General features: G+C 30.2%; 17 protein-coding genes. 13 read left to right on the top strand and 4 right to left on the bottom strand.

Annotation, left to right across the window (positions count from 1 at the left end; all coding sequences use genetic code 11):
- Nucleotides 1–288 precede the first annotated feature (288 nt).
- Nucleotides 289–1,836, bottom strand: a complete 1,548-nt coding sequence (locus WG945_RS03030) for a bifunctional response regulator/alkaline phosphatase family protein (RefSeq protein WP_068448166.1) — start codon at nucleotides 1,834–1,836, stop codon at nucleotides 289–291.
- Between the two features lie 269 nt (nucleotides 1,837–2,105).
- Here WG945_RS03030 and WG945_RS03025 point away from each other — a divergent pair, with 269 nt between their 5' ends.
- The 8 genes from WG945_RS03025 (at nucleotide 2,106) to fabG (ending at nucleotide 10,148) form a co-directional block, all read left to right on the top strand.
- Entirely contained in the window at nucleotides 2,106–3,329 is a 1,224-nt protein-coding gene (locus tag WG945_RS03025) for an HD domain-containing protein (protein ID WP_068448078.1), read from the top strand.
- Nucleotides 3,330–3,374: 45 nt separating this feature from the next.
- Nucleotides 3,375–4,418 (top strand): UDP-3-O-(3-hydroxymyristoyl)glucosamine N-acyltransferase, encoded by a 1,044-nt coding sequence (gene lpxD, locus WG945_RS03020; protein WP_068448076.1) that lies wholly within the window; start codon nucleotides 3,375–3,377, stop codon nucleotides 4,416–4,418.
- Nucleotides 4,411–5,802 (top strand): bifunctional UDP-3-O-[3-hydroxymyristoyl] N-acetylglucosamine deacetylase/3-hydroxyacyl-ACP dehydratase, encoded by a 1,392-nt coding sequence (locus WG945_RS03015; protein WP_068448074.1) that lies wholly within the window; start codon nucleotides 4,411–4,413, stop codon nucleotides 5,800–5,802. Before lpxD ends, WG945_RS03015 begins: the two co-directional genes overlap by 8 nt.
- A 3-nt stretch (nucleotides 5,803–5,805) precedes the next feature.
- Entirely contained in the window at nucleotides 5,806–6,591 is a 786-nt protein-coding gene (lpxA, locus tag WG945_RS03010; RefSeq protein WP_068448164.1) for an acyl-ACP--UDP-N-acetylglucosamine O-acyltransferase, read from the top strand.
- 96 nt (nucleotides 6,592–6,687) lie between these two features.
- Nucleotides 6,688–7,254, top strand: coding sequence for an elongation factor P (efp, locus tag WG945_RS03005; protein WP_068448072.1), 567 nt, complete (start codon nucleotides 6,688–6,690; stop codon nucleotides 7,252–7,254).
- A gap of 63 nt (nucleotides 7,255–7,317) precedes the next feature.
- Nucleotides 7,318–8,244: a UDP-3-O-(3-hydroxymyristoyl)glucosamine N-acyltransferase gene (locus tag WG945_RS03000; protein WP_068448070.1), complete on the top strand. Its 927-nt coding sequence runs from the start codon at nucleotides 7,318–7,320 to the stop codon at nucleotides 8,242–8,244.
- A gap of 172 nt (nucleotides 8,245–8,416) precedes the next feature.
- Nucleotides 8,417–9,289 carry a succinate--CoA ligase subunit alpha gene (sucD, locus tag WG945_RS02995; RefSeq protein ID WP_068448068.1) on the top strand — a complete coding sequence of 291 codons (873 nt, stop codon included), beginning with the start codon at nucleotides 8,417–8,419 and terminating at the stop codon, nucleotides 9,287–9,289.
- Nucleotides 9,290–9,404: 115 nt separating this feature from the next.
- Nucleotides 9,405–10,148, top strand: coding sequence for a 3-oxoacyl-[acyl-carrier-protein] reductase (gene fabG / locus WG945_RS02990; protein ID WP_068448066.1), 744 nt, complete (start codon nucleotides 9,405–9,407; stop codon nucleotides 10,146–10,148).
- Nucleotides 10,149–10,248: 100 nt separating this feature from the next.
- Here fabG and hxpB read toward each other — a convergent pair whose 3' ends face one another.
- Both hxpB and WG945_RS02980 read right to left on the bottom strand, forming a co-directional pair.
- A complete protein-coding gene (gene hxpB / locus WG945_RS02985) occupies nucleotides 10,249–10,899 on the bottom strand; it encodes a hexitol phosphatase HxpB (protein ID WP_068448064.1) in 651 nt (216 codons plus the stop codon).
- A complete protein-coding gene (locus tag WG945_RS02980) occupies nucleotides 10,899–11,636 on the bottom strand; it encodes an NUDIX hydrolase (RefSeq protein ID WP_082864157.1) in 738 nt (245 codons plus the stop codon). The genes hxpB and WG945_RS02980 overlap by 1 nt, the downstream gene beginning before the upstream one ends.
- Nucleotides 11,637–12,113: 477 nt before the next feature.
- On the opposite strand from WG945_RS02980, the gene WG945_RS02975 reads away from it, so the two are divergent.
- The 5 genes from WG945_RS02975 to WG945_RS02955 all read left to right on the top strand — a co-directional run bounded on the left by WG945_RS02975 (nucleotide 12,114) and on the right by WG945_RS02955 (nucleotide 17,003).
- The gene (locus WG945_RS02975) at nucleotides 12,114–12,800 is read left to right on the top strand and encodes a hypothetical protein (RefSeq protein WP_197482044.1); all 687 of its coding nucleotides are present in this window, start codon (nucleotides 12,114–12,116) and stop codon (nucleotides 12,798–12,800) included.
- 88 nt (nucleotides 12,801–12,888) lie between these two features.
- The gene (locus WG945_RS02970) at nucleotides 12,889–13,332 is read left to right on the top strand and encodes a hypothetical protein (RefSeq protein ID WP_197482043.1); all 444 of its coding nucleotides are present in this window, start codon (nucleotides 12,889–12,891) and stop codon (nucleotides 13,330–13,332) included.
- A 30-nt stretch (nucleotides 13,333–13,362) separates the two neighbouring features.
- Nucleotides 13,363–14,604, top strand: a complete 1,242-nt coding sequence (locus WG945_RS02965) for a hypothetical protein (protein WP_197482042.1) — start codon at nucleotides 13,363–13,365, stop codon at nucleotides 14,602–14,604.
- An 8-nt stretch (nucleotides 14,605–14,612) separates the two neighbouring features.
- A complete protein-coding gene (locus WG945_RS02960; protein WP_068448060.1) occupies nucleotides 14,613–16,112 on the top strand; it encodes a mannitol dehydrogenase family protein in 1,500 nt (499 codons plus the stop codon).
- Nucleotides 16,113–17,003, top strand: a complete 891-nt coding sequence (locus tag WG945_RS02955) for a carbohydrate kinase family protein (RefSeq protein WP_068448058.1) — start codon at nucleotides 16,113–16,115, stop codon at nucleotides 17,001–17,003.
- Nucleotides 17,004–17,079: 76 nt separating this feature from the next.
- Here WG945_RS02955 and WG945_RS02950 read toward each other — a convergent pair whose 3' ends face one another.
- On the bottom strand, nucleotides 17,080–17,979 hold the full coding sequence (locus WG945_RS02950) for an EamA family transporter (protein WP_068448056.1): 900 nt from the start codon (nucleotides 17,977–17,979) through the stop codon (nucleotides 17,080–17,082).
- Nucleotides 17,980–18,373: the final 394 nt, after the last annotated feature.

The following is an 18,373-nucleotide window of genomic DNA, read 5'->3' as shown; positions in this document are numbered from 1 at the left end:
GTATTAAGTTATTGTTTTTAGTCAATAATACATAAAGTTATTAAATAGAAAAACGAGTAATAAAGGCTGTTACACAATTTGATACATATAAAAAGCCTGATAAGTATTTTAAAACTTATCAGGCTTTTTTATAATTTATTCAGCAAGCAATGAAGTTTAGCCCTGATTGAACGGTGTGTTTGAGCTCTTTTGAGGTACGAAAAAAGCGAGTAGTGAAAGCAGGAAACAGCTTCTAATACTTAAAACGATATGTATATAAAAAAACTTGTTCTTTGACTTCACACTTTCTTATTTCGGGCTATAAACAGCACAAGGAATAATGACTTCTTCTAGAGAAATGCCTCCGTGTTGATAGGTGTTTTTATAGTACTTTACAAAGTGATTAAAGTTGTTTGGGTATGCAAAAAATAAATCTTCTTTAGCAAAAATAAACGGGCTATTCATTGCTATTGTTGGTAAAAATATGTCTTTAGGGTTTCTAACAGCATATACATCTTTATCTTCGTAAGAAAGGCTTCTACCGGTTTTGTAACGCAAATTGGCACTTATATTTTTATCCCCAATTACCTTGGTTGGGTTTTTACAATTAATGGTTCCGTGGTCTGTGGTAATAATTAATTTCTGACCTAATTGTTGTGCTTTTTGTATAATTTCGAACAACGGAGAGTTTTTAAACCAACTTAAAGTAAGGCTTCTATAGGCCTTGTCATCTCCAGCTAATTCTTTAATAACTTCCATTTCTGTTTTAGAATGCGATAACATGTCTACAAAATTATACACAACAGCTGTCAAGTCGTTTTGCTTGGTTCCGTTATAATTATCGGCTAAATCCTTACCATTTTTTAAGTTGGTAATTTTGTAATATTCGTGTTTAATGTTTAAACCTAAGCGTTTTATTTGCGCTGTTAAGAAGTCGTTTTCATACAAATTCATTCCACCTTCATCAGTATCATTTTTCCAAAAATTTGGATGACGTTTTTCCATTTCAGAAGGCATTAAGCCAGAAAACATTGCGTTTCTAGCGTATTGTGTTGCTGTAGGTAAAATGGAAAAATAAGAATATTCTTGATCCTTTTTGTAATAATTATTAATTAACGGCTCTAAAATTCTGTATTGGTCATAACGTAAATTATCAATTACAACCCATAAAACACCTTGGTCTTTACTTAATTCTGGTACCACATAATTTTTAAAAAGTGTGTGTGAAAAAGTAGGTTTATCGTGTGCTGTTAAAAAATCTTCATAATTTTTTTTGATGAATTTAAAAAACTGACTATTGGCTTCTTGCTTTTGACTTTCTAAAATACCTAACATTCCAGGATCACTAATGTTTTCTAACTCTAGCTCCCAATGAACAAGTTTTTTGTAAAGATCAATCCATTCTTCGTAAGAATTTACCATGGCTAAATCCATAGAGATTTTTCTAAATTCTTGTTGATAGTTAGACGTTGTTTTTTCTGATATTAAACGAGAATGATCTAAATTCTTTTTTAAGCTTAATAAAATCTGATTTGGGTTTACAGGTTTTATTAAATAATCGGCAATTTTAGAGCCAATTGCTTCTTCCATTATATATTCCTCTTCACTTTTTGTAATCATTACAACAGGCAAATTTGCCTGTATTTGTTTTATTGCTGCAAGTGTATCTAATCCTGTTAACCCAGGCATGTTTTCATCTAAAAAAACGATATCAAAATTTTGTTCACCTACTAAATCAATAGCATCTGCACCATTTGTACAAGTAGTTACTTTATAATTTTTACGTTCCAAAAAAAGAATGTGCGGTTTTAATAACTCTATTTCATCATCTACCCATAAAATTTGTATACTGCTCATATTTTTGTTTATCATTTTAACATTTAACGATAAAAGTAATTAAAAGTTGTACTTTTTAAGGTTTAAAAAAGATAAAATATTGCCAAATTTGGCATACTTACTAACAATAGAAATCTAGAATTTTTAAATCAAATAGAACTACTAAGCTTATTTTCTAGACAAAGTTTCTTTTTTCTAAACATAATTGCTTTCAGAAAAAACTAAAACTTTAAATTTGCCAGTTCGTGGCATTAATTTGTAATTTGCCATAGATTGATAAAAACACTCATTTGAAGAATAAAAAACATAATAAATTAAAGATTTTGAATGATCCTATTTATGGATTCATACAAATACCAAATACGTTAGTTTTTGATTTAATAGAACATCGTTATTTTCAACGTTTAAGAAGAATTACTCAAATGGGTTTTTCTAATTTGGTGTATCCAGGGGCTAATCATACTCGTTTTCATCATGCAATTGGTTGTATGCATTTAATGCAAAAGGCTGTAAGAGTTTTACGTTTTAAGCAAGTAAGAATTTCTGAGGAAGAAGAAAATGGTTTGTATATAGCAATTTTATTGCACGATATTGGTCATGGAGCTTTTTCGCATGCTTTAGAACATAGTATTGTAAATGGTATTTCTCATGAAGAAATCTCATTAAAATTTATGAAAAAGTTAAATGATGAATTTAACGGAAAGCTAGATTTAGCCATCGAAATATTTGAAGGGAAATATCATAGAAAATTTTTGTGCAAACTTATTTCTAGTCAATTAGATATAGATCGATTAGATTATTTAAAACGCGATAGTTTTTACACAGGTGTTACAGAAGGTAATATTTCTTCGGATCGGTTAATAGCCATGATGAATGTAAAGGATGATGAATTGGTTATTGAAGGCAAAGGAATTTACTCTGTAGAAAATTTTTTAATTGCTAGAAGGTTAATGTATTGGCAAGTATATTTACATAAAACTGGTTTAGTGGCAGAAAACATGCTAGTAAATGTTTTAAAAAGAGCAAAAGAATTGGCGGATAAAGGAGTAGAATTGTTTGCAAGTACTTCTTTACGTTATTTTCTATATAAAAAAATATCGCAAGATAATTTTACAGATGAAACTTTAGAAATGTTTTCTAAATTGGATGATTATGATGTAATGTCTGCCATCAAAGAATGGACAAATCATAGTGATAAAATTTTGTCATTATTATCTAAAATGATTGTTGATCGTAAATTGTTGCGTATAGAAATTCAGCAAAAGGAATTTGAAGCCGCAGAATTAAATAAAAAAATAAATAAAGTTTCTAAAAAATTAGAGCTTTCAGAAAATGAAGCAAAATATTTTGTTTTCACTAAAAAAATAGAAAACCAAGCATATCAGCAAGAAAAACCTATTTTTATTCTGAATAAAAAGGGAAAACTAAGAGATATTGCAAAAGCATCTGACCAATTAAATTTACAAGCGCTCACAAATCCGGTAATAAAATACTTTATTTGTTACCCAAAATAGAATGAGATTAGCCAAATCACTATAAATTTTATATTTTTGCGTCTAATGAAATTTACAGCACAACAAATAGCAGATATTTTAGAAGGAGACATCATTGGTAATTCTGATGTAGAAGTTTCTAAATTATCTAAAATAGAAGAAGGAGAAAAAGGTTCATTAACCTTTCTTTCTAATCCAAAATACAAATCTTTTTTATATACTACAAATGCATCCGTAGTTATAGTTAACAATACTTTTGTTCCGGAAAAAGAAGTGAATTTAACACTAATAAAAGTAGAAAGTGCTTATGAAGCTTTTTCTAAAATATTAGCGTTTTATAATGAAGTTAAGAATAATAAAATGGGAAGAGAAAATCCTCATTTTATTTCTGATTCGGCAAAAATAGGTGTTAATGAATATATTGGTGCGTTCTCTTACGTAGGAGAAAATGTAGTTTTAGGAGAGAATGTAAAAATTTATCCGAATGCCTATATTGGAGACAATACAATTATTGGTAATAATTGTGTCATTTTTTCTGGAGTAAAAATTTATTCAGAAACAGTTATAGGGAATAATTGCAAAATTCATTCTGGATCTATAATTGGTGGAGATGGATTTGGTTTTGCACCAGATAAAAACGGAAATTATAATGCAATACCTCAAATTGGTAATGTTATTATAAAGGACAATGTAGATATTGGCTCTGCTTGTACAATTGATAGAGCCACTATGGGATCTACAATTATACATGAAGGGGTAAAGTTAGACAATCAAATACAGGTTGCTCATAATGTAGAAATTGGGAGAAACACGGTAATTGCAGCTCAAACAGGTATTGCTGGTTCTACAAAAATTGGTGAAAATTGTATGATTGGAGGACAAGTTGGTTTTGTTGGTCATATAACAGTAGGTAATAATGTAAAAATATTAGCGCAAGCAGGAATCTCAAAAAGTTTAAAAGACAATGAGATGGTCAATGGTTCACCTGCATTTAAAATACAAGATTTTAATAAAAGTTCGGTTTATTTTAGAAATTTACCTAAAATAGCATCGAAGATTAACAATATAGAAAAAGAGTTGAAGACTCAAAAACTGATAATAAATGAGTAAGAAGCAAAAAACAATTCAGAGAGAGGTAAGTTTATCTGGTGTTGGTATACATACTGGTAATACTGTAAAAATGACAATTAAACCTGCACCTGTAAATCATGGTTTTGCTTTTAGCAGAATAGATTTAGAGGGAGCGCCAATTATAGAGGCAAAAGCAGAATATGTTGTTAATACACAAAGAGGAACCAACTTAGAAAGAAATGGAGTTCAAATTCAGACTTCAGAGCATGTTTTGGCAGCAGCAGTTGGTTTAGATATAGACAACCTTTTAATAGAATTAGATTCTTCTGAACCTCCAATTATGGATGGTTCTTCTAAATATTTTGTTGAAGCATTAGAAAGCGCTGGTATTCAAGAGCAAGATGCAGATATAGAAGAATATGTAGTAAAAGAAATAATTTCTTTTAAAGATGAAGTTACAGGAAGTGAAATTATTTTAATGCCATCAGATGAATACCAAGTTACAACTATGGTAGATTTTGGAACTAAAATATTAGGTACTCAAAATGCAAATTTAGAAAGAATTTCTGATTTTAAAGAAGAAATTGCTGATGCTAGAACGTTTAGCTTTTTGCATGAAATAGAAATGCTTTTAGAACACGACCTTATTAAAGGTGGTGATTTAAATAATGCTATTGTGTATGTAGATAAAGAATTATCTGCAGCAACAATGGAGAAGTTAAAAACAGCATTTAAAAAAGATGATATTGCTGTTAAACCAAACGGTATTTTAGATAATCTTACTTTACATTGGGCTAATGAAGCTGCAAGACATAAGTTATTAGATGTTATTGGAGATCTAGCTTTGGTTGGTATGAGAATCAAAGGAAAAGTGATAGCTAATAAACCAGGACATTTAGTTAATACCACTTTTGCAAAGAAATTAGCAAAAATTATTAAACAAGAAAAAAGAAACAACGTTCCACAATATGATTTGAATTTACCTCCTTTAATGGATATTCATCAAATTATGGATGTACTACCTCATAGACCTCCGTTTTTATTAATCGATAGAATTATTGAACTTTCGGATACACATGTTGTTGGTATGAAAAATGTAACGATGAATGAGAACTTTTTCGTTGGTCATTTTCCAGGGTCACCTGTAATGCCAGGAGTATTACAAGTTGAAGCAATGGCACAATGTGGTGGCGTTTTAGTTTTGCATACGGTTCCAGATCCAGAAAATTATCTTACGTACTTTATGAAAATGGATAAAGTAAAGTTTAAACAAAAAGTTTTACCTGGAGATACATTAACATTTAAGTGTGAGCTAATTACTCCGATAAGAAGAGGGATTTGCCATATGCAAGCGTATGCTTATGCTAACGGAAAAATAGTTGCAGAAGCAGAATTAATGGCACAAATTGCTAGAAAAAAATAAATGATGAATCAACCTTTAGCGTATGTGCATCCGCAAGCAAAAATAGCAAGAAATGTAGTAATAGAACCTTTTACTACCATTCATAATAATGTAACCATTGGTTCTGGAACTTGGATAGGATCTAATGTAACCATAATGGAAGGAGCTAAGATTGGTGAGAATTGTAGAATTTTTCCAGGAGCAGTTATTTCTGCAATTCCTCAAGATTTAAAGTTTAATGATGAGGAAACTACTGTAGAAATTGGTAACAATGTAACTATTAGAGAATGTGTTACTATTAACAGAGGTACTTCAGATAGAATGAAAACCAAAATTGGTGACAATTGTTTAATAATGGCGTATTGTCATATTGCACATGATACCTTTGTTGGTGATAATTGTATTTTTTCTAATAATACAACCTTAGCAGGTCACGTTACTATTGGAGATAATGTTGTGTTAGCAGGTATGGTTGCAGTGCATCAATTTGCATCCGTAGGAAATCATGCTTTTGTAACAGGTGGATCTTTGGTCAGAAAAGATGTTCCTCCATTTGTTAAAGCCGCAAGAGAACCTCTTTCTTATGTAGGAATTAACTCTGTAGGATTACGTAGAAGAGGATTTACAACAGAAAAGATAAGAGAAATTCAAGATATTTATAGAATACTTTTTCAAAGAAATTATAACAATTCACAAGCAATTGATATTATAGAAGCAGAAATGGAAGCAACTCCAGAGCGTGATGAGATTATTCACTTTATCAAAGAATCTCATAGAGGAATTATGAAAGGATATTCTAAAGCTAACTAAGTTTTTATACCCAAATAATAGTTTATAAAGCTTAAAAGTAAAATTAATAAATATTGCTTATAGTAAATTACTAAAGGCAAAATAGCACAAAAAAATATGGCAACTACATCAGATATTAGAAACGGATTGTGTATTAGATACAACAACGATATATACAAAATAGTAGAGTTTTTACATGTAAAACCAGGTAAAGGCCCTGCTTTTGTAAGAACAAAATTAAAAAGTGTTACTAATGGTAAAGTAGTAGACAACACGTTTCCGGCAGGAAGAAAAATTGATGATGTAAGAGTAGAAACACATAAGTTTCAGTTTTTATATCATGATGGGGAATTTTATCATTTTATGAACGAAGCAGATTATTCTCAAATTCGTTTGTTAGAAGCTGCTTTAGACAATCCTGGATTAATGAAAGAAGGAGAAATTGTAACTATTATCATCAACTCTGAAGATAATATGCCACTTTCTGTAGATTTACCAGCAAGTGTTATTTTAGAGGTGACTCATACCGAACCAGGTGTAAAGGGAAACACGGCTACAAATGCAACAAAACCTGCTACAGTAGAAACAGGAGCATCTGTAAATGTGCCTTTATTTATAAATGAAGGAGACAAAATTAAGGTAGAAACTACCAAAGGTACATACCAAGAGCGTATTAAAGAATAATTTGTTAGCAATAAGCTTTAGGCAATACGCTTAAAGCTTATTGCCCAAAGCATGTAGCAAATAATGAAATTCCAAAACCCACAAACGCTTCAGCAAATAGCTAAACTAATAGATACTGAGTTTATTGGTGATCAAAATTTCGAGATTTTAGGAATCAACGAAATTCATGTTGTAGAAAAAGGAGATATTGTTTTTGTAGATCATCCTAAGTATTATGACAAAGCGTTAAATTCTGCTGCAACTACAATTTTAATCAACAAAAAAGTTGATTGTCCGGTTGGAAAAGCATTATTAATTTCTGAAGATCCTTTTCGTGACTTTAATAAAATCACGAAATATTTTAATCCATTTATAGCTTCTAAGGGAAGTATTTCTGAATCTGCTATTATTGGTGAAAATACTGTAGTACAACCCAATGTTTTTATTGGAAACAATGTTTCAATTGGTAAGAATTGTATAATTCACCCCAATGTAACAATTTATGATAATTCAGTTATTGGTAATAATGTTACCATACATGCAAATACAGTTTTAGGAGCAGATGCATTTTATTATAAAAATAGACCAGAAGGATTTGATAAATTAATTTCTGGTGGAAGGGTAGTTTTAGAAGACAATGTAGATTTAGGTGCATCTTGTACAATAGATAAAGGTGTTACCGGAGATACAACAATTGGAAAGGGAACCAAAATTGACAATCAAGTTCATGTTGGTCATGATACAAAAATTGGAGAAAAATGTTTAATAGCTTCACAAACAGGTATTGCTGGTTGCGTAATTATTGAAGATGAAGTAACAATTTGGGGACAAGTTGGTACAAATAGTGGAATTACAATAGGTAAAGGTGCTATAATTCTTGGTCAAACAGGAGTTACAAAATCTGTTGCAGGAGGAAAAAGTTATTTTGGAACACCAGTTTCAGAATCAAGAGAAAAATTAAAAGAAATGGCAGAAATAAAACGTTTTTTAAAAGATAGAAAAGATTCGTAAATGTTTTTTTCGAGAATTAGAACTCGTAAATACATTTAAGACCGTCTTATTCTAAAAAATGTGAGGTCAAAACATATAATTATTACTTTTTTATTGGTAATATTTTGTTTGAATCCTTTTTTAGAAACTATCAATAAACTATTTTTGTGAAACAAAATAAAATATCAAACCAATGAGTGTTTTAGTAAATAAGAATTCAAAAATTATTGTTCAAGGTTTTACAGGTAGTGAAGGTACTTTTCACGCTGGTCAAATGATTGATTATGGAACGAATGTTGTTGGAGGGGTTACTCCAGGAAAAGGAGGTCAAGAACATTTAGGAAAACCAGTTTTTAATACAGTAAAAGAATCTGTAGATGAAGTAGGAGCCGATACTTCAATTATTTTTGTACCACCAGCATTTGCTGCTGATGCAATTATGGAAGCTGCAGACGCAGGAATTAAAGTAATTATCTGTATTACAGAAGGAATTCCTACTGCAGATATGGTAAAAGTAAAAGCTTATATTGATGGTAGAGACTGTAGATTAGTTGGCCCTAACTGTCCAGGAGTAATTACGCCAGACGAAGCCAAAGTAGGTATTATGCCAGGTTTTATCTTTAAAAAAGGTAGAGTAGGTATTGTTTCTAAATCAGGAACTTTAACGTATGAAGCTGCCGACCAAGTTGTAAAACAAGGTTACGGAATTACTACTGCAATTGGTATTGGAGGAGATCCAATTATTGGAACTACAACAAAAGAAGCAGTTGAGTTATTAATGAATGACCCAGAAACAGAAGCAATTGTAATGATTGGTGAAATTGGTGGAAATCTTGAAGCAGAAGCTGCTCAATGGATTAAAGCTGATGGTAACAGAAAACCAGTTGTTGGTTTTATAGCAGGTCAAACTGCACCAGCTGGTAGAACAATGGGGCACGCAGGTGCAATTGTTGGTGGAGCGGATGATACTGCACAAGCAAAAATGAAAATTTTAGCAGAAAACGGAATTCACGTTGTTAGTTCTCCAGCTAAAATTGGTGAAATGATTGCAAAGGTTTTAAAATAAAAAAACTAATTTACCTGCAATATGTAGGTATAAAAAGTATAAACTCGTAAGACATTTTTGTTTTACGAGTTTTTTATTTTTAGTATCTTTACCCCCGTAAAAACAACAAAATAATATGAAATTATTAGAAAATAAATCAGCAATTATTACTGGTGCTACAAGAGGAATTGGTCGTGGAATTGCTATTGAATTTGCAAAACAAGGTGCAAACGTGGCTTTCACTTACAGTTCTTCTGTTGATGCTGCAAATGCTTTAGAAGAAGAGTTAAAAGCTTTTGGAGTTTCTGCTAAAGGATATCAATCTAACGCAGCAGATTTTGATGCTGCTCAAGAATTAGCTAAAGAAGTTTTAAAAGAATTTGGAGCTATTGATATTTTAGTAAATAATGCAGGTATTACAAAGGATAATTTGTTAATGCGTATTTCTGAAGACGATTTTGATAAAGTAATAGAAGTAAATTTAAAATCTGTATTTAATTTAACCAAAGCTGTTATTCGTCCTATGATGAAGCAACGAAAAGGTTCTATTATAAATATGAGTTCTGTTGTTGGTATAAAAGGTAATGCAGGTCAAACTAATTATGCAGCTTCTAAAGCGGGTATTGTTGGTTTTTCTAAATCTGTTGCTTTAGAGTTAGGATCTAGAAATATTAGAAGTAACGTAGTTGCTCCTGGTTTTATAGAAACAGAAATGACTGAAAAATTAGATGAAGCTACTGTGCAAAGTTGGAGAGATGGAATTCCTTTAAAAAGAGGAGGACAGCCAATTGATATTGCAAACGCATGTGTATTTTTAGCTTCTGATATGAGTGCTTATATTACTGGGCAAACTTTATCTGTAGATGGAGGAATGAACTAAAGTTAAACACTTTATAAATTATTAAAAAGCTTCAATATAATATTGAAGCTTTTTTTTGTGTTATTAAATATGTATGTTTAGTTCTATTTTTATAATTATATTATTGCAATGTTTTTAAATAATTAACAACATCTAGCATTGAAGTATAAATGTTATTTGCTAATGTAAATCTCGGATCATTTTTGTCTTCAGGAATAACAAAGGTGTGCATACTAGCAGCTTTTGCGGCAATTAACCCTGTAACACTATCTTCTAACACCAAGCAATTTCTAGTAGGTACTTTTAACAATTTTGCTGCTTTCAGATAAATAGCCGGATGTGGTTTTCCGTATTCTTCATCGTCTGCACTACAAACTACCTTAAAATAATGAGTAATATTCAGTTTGTTAAAAACCGCGTTAATGATAGGTTTGCTAGAAGAGGTAGCAAGGGCAATATTAAAGTTGTGTTTAGTTAAAAAATCTAACAACTCGAATAAGCCTTTTTTTGCTTTTCCCTGTTCAGTAATTAATTCAACTACAGCTGTAATAATTTCTTTTTCTAATATTTTAGGATTTATAGATAATTGATGTAATTGACACCAAGTGAGAGCAACATCATCTATCCTTTTACCCATGGTGTTTTTTATACAATCTTCTACAGTAACGATTACATTGTAAGTGGATAAAATTTTTATTTGTGCTTGTCGCCAAAAAGGTTCGGAGTCTATGATAACTCCATCCATGTCAAAAATAAAAGTGTTTAATATCATTAAATGTTGATTAAGTAATTTTTCTGAAACATTTTATTGTAAATATCTTTGCTAAACATATACAACTGTGCTGGTTTTTTAGAAACTCCAACTTGTTTTTCGTCTAAAGGAACCAAGTATTTTTTATTGATTAATTTTCTTCTAAAATTCCGATTATCTATTTCTATTGCCAATATAGATTGATACAAGTCTTGTACATCATTTATGGTAAATTTATCTGGTAATAACTCAAATATAATTGGTTCTTGTAGACATTTTGTTTTTAAATCTTCATAGGCTTCTAAAATGATTTGTTTGTGATCAAATCCTAATTCAGGTAAATCGTTAATGGAAAACCACTGTGCTTGGTATTTATTATTTTCTATAGAAACGTCATCTGTTTTTAATAAAAAATAATAAGCTATGGTAATTGTTCTTAAGTTAAACTCTTCGTTCTGAATCCAAAGTAAATCTTTTTCATTGGTCAATCTATTTGGATCACCAAAAGCTTTAAATTGTTTTTTATATAGATTCGTTAAACCCGTTAACTCTTTTAATACTCTAGAAGCAGAGTCATCTAAGGCTTCATTTTCATAAACATGATAACCGGTTAATACATAATCATCAACAAGTATTTTTTTTTCAGATTTTGATTCTAAATAACGCTTTATTAATAAAACATTTAAAGATTTGGTTTCTGTATCATATCCAAAAACGACACAATCTACCGATATATTTGATATTTTCTTGTTGTTCATATTCTTTTTTATAATGTAAATTTAATCTTTTTTTTCAATTAAACGTTATTATTACGTGTAATAATTGATAAATATTTCTTTCCTCTTTAATATTTGAAAAACTCTTTTGAATGAGGGGTTTGTTGACAAAACTAATGATTTTAAAATCAATTTAACATATATTAATGCTAATATAGAGTATTTTTTTTTGTATTTTTTTGTTTTTGTAAAAGTTTTTTATTTACATTTTTCTATCAAACGTCATTATGACGTTTTATTTTTAAAGGTCTGACATCAGAATTTAGAACTATTTAAAATATAAGTAATGAGACAATTATCGAAAGAAATGAAACAGGTAAATTATTGTATTAATAAGAGAAGTATATCAACAGTACTTCTTTGTCTATTTTTACTATTATCGGCACAATACGCAACTGGTCAAAACGATTTAACGAATGATAATATCAGGCTTTTAGTGTTGGCGCAAATGTTAAAAATATGCACTTATGGCATGGGAGTGTTGTTCATCCAGGAGCAATGATTGCTACGAGTATAGAGTACAATTCTAAAAACAAGAAATTTACTTTTGGTTTTTGGGGTGGCGCAAGTTTTTCTACTATAGATGTAGAAAACAATACAACAGGTAAAAATGAAAGTGCTTATTATAAAGAAGTCTCAATTTATACTAAATATCGCTTTTCTGATGCTTTTTTTATTGAAGCTGTATCTCATAATTATTACACAGGAGTGGAAGAAAGGGGAGATGAATTACAATTTTGGAGTTATGATAAAAAACAAGGATATAATTTTGTAGATGTTAGTTTTGGTTATAATGTTACACCAAACACATTATTGTATTTGGCAACCATTGTAAATGGTGGTTCTGGAGATTATGAAATTCAAACAGATGGTTCTTTAAAGAATTCTTGGACACATTATTTTGAAGTTCAAAGTAAAGTATGGCAAAAACGAGATGCTAGTTTATCACTTTTTGCTGGTGGAGCTTGGTCTTTTATTACCGATAAAACTTTTTATACCAATAATGCAGGAAATATTATAAATGTAGGAGCTACATTAAGCAAAGATGTAAAAATAGGTACCTACAAATTGCCAATTGGTGTTACTGCTATGTGGAATCCGGAACAAGAAAAAATGGTGCTTCAATTGGATATAGCGTTATTTTAAGATCAATATAATTACTAAATATTTACAGTTTACCATGCCGCGCATTGTAACTAAAATTAAAAAGAACTAACTTTAAAAAAAACATTACATGGAAACACCCAATCAATACCAGCAGTTCGAAAACTTAGAAATAGAACAATTACCAATTGCTAAAAACAAACTTCATAACTGGACGCATTTTGCTGGTTTATATGCTGCAGAACATGTTGCTGCCACAGAATTTGTAATTGGTGCAACCTTTGTAGCTTTAGGTGCAACTACTAAAGGTATTATTTTAGGTTTATTGATTGGTAATATATTAGCCGTTTTAAGTTGGACTTTAATTGCATCTCCTATTGCTGTAGATACTAGATTGAGTTTATATACATATCTTAATAAAATAGCAGGAGATTCTATGACAAAGCTCTATAATTGGGCAAACGTTGTTATTTTTACGGTAATTTCTGCGGCAATGATAACCGTTTCATCTACTGCAGTTCGGTTTGCTTTTGATATTCCGGCACAATTAGATTGGTATCCAACAAATCTTTGATTTGTTTTAATCGTTTTATTTGTTGGTATTGTGGTGGTTGCTATTGCTATATATGGTTTTACAGCAGTATCTAAATTCTCTGCAATTTGTGCACCTTGGTTATTTGTGATGTTTATTAGTGGAGCATTTATACTTTTACCTGCGCTTTCTTTAGATGTTTTAGGAGAAACGTTACCAAGTGGATGGACGGAACTTATAAATTTAGGAGATCAATCTATTTGGACAGGAGTTAACAGTGATGGGGAACCAGGTATTGGATTGCTAGAAGTAATTGGTTTTGCTTGGGCAGCAAATTCAATTACTCATTTTGGACTAATTGATATGGCTTTATTTCGTTTTGCGAAAAAGAAATCTTACGGATTAGCAACAAGTACAGGAATGATGTTTGGTCATTTTGTTGCTTGGATTTCTGCAGGAATAATGGGAGCTGGTGCTGCTGTTATTATCGGTAAATCTATTGTGGAATTAGATCCAGGAGATGTTGCTTATTATGCATTAGGTTGGTCTGGTTTTGTAATTGTAATTGTAGCAGGTTGGACCACCGCTGTAGCTAATCTTTACCGAGCAGGTTTAGCTGCACAAGCTATTTTTACTAAAAGTTCAAGAAAAAAGACAACTATAATTGTTGGTTTAGTAACCATGGTAGTAGCTTGTTTTCCGTTTGTGTTTTCTCAAATGCTTCCCCTATTAACGTATGCTGGTTTGTTAGTGGTGCCAGTTGGTAGTATTGTTTTTGCAGAACATCAAATATTTCCTAAAATAGGATATACACGTTATTGGTCTCAATACCGTAAATTAACATTTAGTACTCCTGCTATTGCTTCTTGGGCATTAGGATTGTTATTTGGGTTTGGTTTAAATATGTTAAATGTAATGTCTTTTTATTATTTATTTATACCAACTTGGATTTTTACAATACTTATTTACACCTTTTTAGCAGGACGTTATGGTGCAAAAAATAAATATCCAGAGGAAGAAGAAAAAGAGAGAATAAGAAATATCAACATAGAAAAATTTCAAGAAAAGAAGGCCGAAAAAGAAGTTGTTATCATAGTCGATAATTCACTATTTACAAAGGTGCTAAAAATTATTTCATTAGTTGTATTAGCAATTACACTTGTGTTGGCTTGTATTGTATTATTTGGCAGTGAAACAGAGAAAATATATATAGAAAATAGAGAACTATTTTATACTTACGCATTTGTATGTACTGTAATTTATTTTGCAACATCAATTTGGGCACTTAGAAGAGGCAATTCTTTAAATAAATAAAAAAAATCATGGAAAATATAATTAAATTAAATCAAAAGAATTTAGTAGAAATTAGTACTAAAATAACTTCACCTACTTATAATAGAAGCGAAATTAAAACAGGTATTGTACATGTTGGTATTGGTGGCTTTCATAGATCTCATGAAGCTTTTTATACGGATTTATTATTAGAAAGTGAAGCACAGAAAGATTGGGGTATTTGCGGTGTTGCATTGTTAGATTTTGATACTAAAATTTATAACATACTAAAAGAACAAGACGGTTTATATACGTTGATTATAAAAGAATTAGATGGTTCGTTAACAAAGCAAATTATCGGTTCTATGGTAGAAGTTTTATATGCACCTGAAAGCCCAATAAAAGTAATTGAAAAAATGGCTAGTCCGGATGTTAAAATTATTAGTTTAACAATTACAGAAGGTGGCTATAATTACAATGAAGCAACAGGAGAATTCAATTTTGAAAACCCTTTAATTCAGCACGATTTAGAAACGCCAAGTGCACCTAAAACTATTTTTGGATATTTAACACAAGCTTTAAAATTACGAAAAGAAAAAGGTTTAAAAGGTGTTACCATTCAATCTTGTGATAATATTCAAGGAAATGGGCATATGACAGAAAAAATGTTGTTGAGTTATGTAAAAGTTGCTGAACCAACATTAGTGTCTTGGATTAATGAAAACGTTTCGTTTCCGAATGCAATGGTCGATAGAATTACGCCAGCAACATCAGCATTAGATATCGAAAAATTAAAAGAAACTTCAGGTATTGATGATGGTTGGCCAGTAGTTTGTGAACCTTTTAAACAATGGGTTATCGAAGATAATTTTGCTGCAGGAAGACCTGCTTGGGAAACTGTTGGTGCTCAGTTTGTAAAAGATGTAGTACCGTATGAAAAAATGAAATTAAGTTTACTGAATGCAGGTCATTCTGTATTAGGAATTTTAGGCGCATTATATGGATATTCAACTATTGATGAAGCAGCAAATGACGCTGATATCAGTTCTTTTTTAAGAATATATATGGGGAATGAAGTAACACCAACTTTAGGAGATTTAGAAGGTGTAAACTTAAAAAATTATAAGTTTTCATTAATCCAAAGATTTGGAAACATTTACATAAAAGATCAAATTGAAAGAATTTGTTCTGAGAGTTCAGCTAAAATTCCAATTTTTATTTTACCAACGGTTTATGCGCAATTAGAGAATAATAGAACAATAAACCATGCCGCTTTTATCATTGCTGCTTTTGCAATATATAGTGTTGGAGTAAATGAGAATGGTTCGCAATTAATGATAAAAGACGCTATGGAAGCAATTTTAACTGAAAAAGCAATTTTATCAAGAAATAACCCTGCCCCTTTTTTAGAAATAGAATCTATTTTTGGGCAACTTAAAAACTCTAAGATATTTTTAGAAGCTTATACCGATGCATATCAAAATATTGTTAAAAATGGTATAGAAAAATCGGTAAAAGATATAAATAGTACAGTTTTAAATAAAATTTAGATGGCAAATATTACATGTTTTGGCGAAGTGCTTTTGGACGTGTTTCCAACGCACAAAAAAATAGGAGGAGCTCCTTTAAACGTTGCAGTAAGATTACAATCTTTAGATAATAATGTATATATAATTACTAGGGTTGGAGCAGATGATAACGGTCAAAAAATTAAGGATTTTATTAAGGAAAATAACGTTAATAAAGTAGCCTTACAAGTAGATGAAAATCTAAAAACAGGAAAAGTTAAAGTAATACTAGATGATAAAGGTTGTGCTTCTTATGATATTATGTTCCCTAGGGCTTGGGATCAAATTGAATTGACAGAAAGTGCAAAGAAAATAGTTAAAGTGTCAGATGCTTTTGTTTTTGGTAGTTTGGTGGCTAGAGATAAAGTATCTAGAAATACCCTGTATGAACTTTTAAAAATAGCAAACTATAAAATTTTTGATGTTAATCTTAGAGCACCTTATTATAATATAGATGGTTTAAGTTATTTAATGAAGGAAGCTAATTTTATTAAATTTAATGATGATGAAATTTTTGAAATTTCAAAAGGATTAAATTTTTCATCAAATTCATTAGAAAAAAATATTCAATTTATAGCAGAAGCTACAGACACTAAATCTATTTGTGTTACAAAAGGTAGTGCTGGTGCGATACTTTATTATAATGACAATTTCTATTATAATAGTGGTTATTCAATAGAAGTTAAAGATACAGTTGGTGCTGGAGATTCTTTTTTAGCTTCTTTAATAAATAAATTATTAAAAGAGGTTGCACCTCAAGAAGCGTTAGATTTTGCTTGTGCTGTAGGTGCCATTGTTGCAAGTAGTGAAGGCGCAAATCCTGAAATTAAAGAAAGTGATATTTTAAACTTTATTGCACAAAAGACTGTTTAAAAGCAACGTTGTACATAATTAGTATTAGCCAGAGGCTGTCTAAAAAGAATATCTTTTTAGACAGCCTCTTTTTTGTTTAAGAATATAATATTAAAAATACACCTAATAGAATACCGAATAAAGGAACCAACTTTTTACGTTTATTTTGTTCTTTAAATAGCAATCCACCAACTACAACTGCAATTAAAATCTGACTTCTTTTGATGGCCGATAATAACATAATTAATGCATCAGGATCTTGTAAAGCTTTAAAATAAAAGTAGTCTGCTGTTTGTAATAAAATTCCCACTGCGGGTATAGACCATCTAAATTTAAAAGCTTTTCTTTTATCAGCATAAGGAAACCAAGTAATAGATAAAATTATTAATAAAATTAGAATGGTGTAGAAGCAAAACCAAAATTGTAATGTTTGTGGGTTTAAGCTTAAGTTCTGAATCAAAAATTTATCATACAAACCACTAGAAGCTCCTAAAAAGGTTGCTCCGATAATGGCAAAAATCCATTTATTTCTTTTAAAGTTAATGCCTTCCTTTTTTCCAATTTTAGAATATAGTAGAACAGAAAAGATAATAAGAAAGAAACCAACCCATTGCAGTGGATTTGGTTTTTCTTGATAAATAAAAATAGCACCTATAAACGTGAAAAAAGGGCCTGCAGATCTAATTGGGGTTACAATAGTAATAGGTAAATGCTTTAAAGCCTGATAAGCTAAAACCCAAGAAGCAGCCATTATCATCGATTTTATAAAAATAAAACCATGAGTAGTCCAAGGAATACTTGTTATATAAAATCCTATCTTTTGCATATAATCTGGATTCCAAATAGATCCCAAATAGAAGGGAAGTATCAACAGAAAACCAGCAGAAATTGTTCCCAACAATACAGGGAAAACTTCATTGCCTTGTACGGCATGTTTTTTACATAAATTGTGTAATCCTAAAAATAAAGCAGCTAAAAGTCCTAAGTACATCCACATAATGCGCGCGAAGATAGTAGAATCAAAAAAATATGAAACAGTTAATAATTAGTATTTTATTTAAAATTACAAACAGCAATTAAAATTTTGGTTAACTTGTTGTGAAATAGTGTTTTACTTTTTATTTAATGATTATTATTAAAAAGTTATTTTTTTAATAACAAACTTTTTCAATCTTTTAAGAGAATAAACGCTATCTTTTGTAAGAATTTTAAGAAAGTACCTAAATGCAGGTTTTTTAATTAAAAAAAACTCTTTTATTGTTGTTATTTATAGATTTTACCATTGTTTTCGTCTTTTTAACAAATAAATGTATATCAACTATATCTTTATAATTGATTTATTAAAGATTTGGTGTGAATTTATTGTTATTAATGTAAAAAAATAAATGAAA

Origin of the sequence: Polaribacter atrinae (assembly GCF_038023995.1) — a bacterium.
In the GTDB taxonomy this organism is placed as follows: Bacteria; Bacteroidota; Bacteroidia; order Flavobacteriales; family Flavobacteriaceae; genus Polaribacter; species Polaribacter atrinae.
The sequence above is the reverse complement of the archived record's forward strand: the minus strand, read 5'-3'. Positions and strand labels throughout refer to the sequence as shown.

Bases quoted from the DNA above. Each gene is read 5' to 3' on its own strand.
- efp (WP_068448072.1), top strand. From the start codon at position 6,688: ATGGCAACTACATCAGATATTAGAAACGGATTGTGTATTAGATACAAC.
- WG945_RS03030 (WP_068448166.1), bottom strand. From the start codon at position 1,836: ATGAGCAGTATACAAATTTTATGGGTAGATGATGAAATAGAGTTATTA.
- WG945_RS03000 (WP_068448070.1), top strand. From the start codon at position 7,318: ATGAAATTCCAAAACCCACAAACGCTTCAGCAAATAGCTAAACTAATA.
- lpxD (WP_068448076.1), top strand. From the start codon at position 3,375: ATGAAATTTACAGCACAACAAATAGCAGATATTTTAGAAGGAGACATC.
- WG945_RS02960 (WP_068448060.1), top strand. From the start codon at position 14,613: ATGGAAAATATAATTAAATTAAATCAAAAGAATTTAGTAGAAATTAGT.
- WG945_RS02980 (WP_082864157.1), bottom strand. From the start codon at position 11,636: ATGAACAACAAGAAAATATCAAATATATCGGTAGATTGTGTCGTTTTT.
- WG945_RS03015 (WP_068448074.1), top strand. From the start codon at position 4,411: ATGAGTAAGAAGCAAAAAACAATTCAGAGAGAGGTAAGTTTATCTGGT.
- WG945_RS02975 (WP_197482044.1), top strand. From the start codon at position 12,114: ATGCACTTATGGCATGGGAGTGTTGTTCATCCAGGAGCAATGATTGCT.
- fabG (WP_068448066.1), top strand. From the start codon at position 9,405: ATGAAATTATTAGAAAATAAATCAGCAATTATTACTGGTGCTACAAGA.
- WG945_RS02950 (WP_068448056.1), bottom strand. From the start codon at position 17,979: ATGTGGATGTACTTAGGACTTTTAGCTGCTTTATTTTTAGGATTACAC.
- WG945_RS02970 (WP_197482043.1), top strand. From the start codon at position 12,889: ATGGAAACACCCAATCAATACCAGCAGTTCGAAAACTTAGAAATAGAA.
- hxpB (WP_068448064.1), bottom strand. From the start codon at position 10,899: ATGATATTAAACACTTTTATTTTTGACATGGATGGAGTTATCATAGAC.
- WG945_RS02955 (WP_068448058.1), top strand. From the start codon at position 16,113: ATGGCAAATATTACATGTTTTGGCGAAGTGCTTTTGGACGTGTTTCCA.
- sucD (WP_068448068.1), top strand. From the start codon at position 8,417: ATGAGTGTTTTAGTAAATAAGAATTCAAAAATTATTGTTCAAGGTTTT.
- lpxA (WP_068448164.1), top strand. From the start codon at position 5,806: ATGAATCAACCTTTAGCGTATGTGCATCCGCAAGCAAAAATAGCAAGA.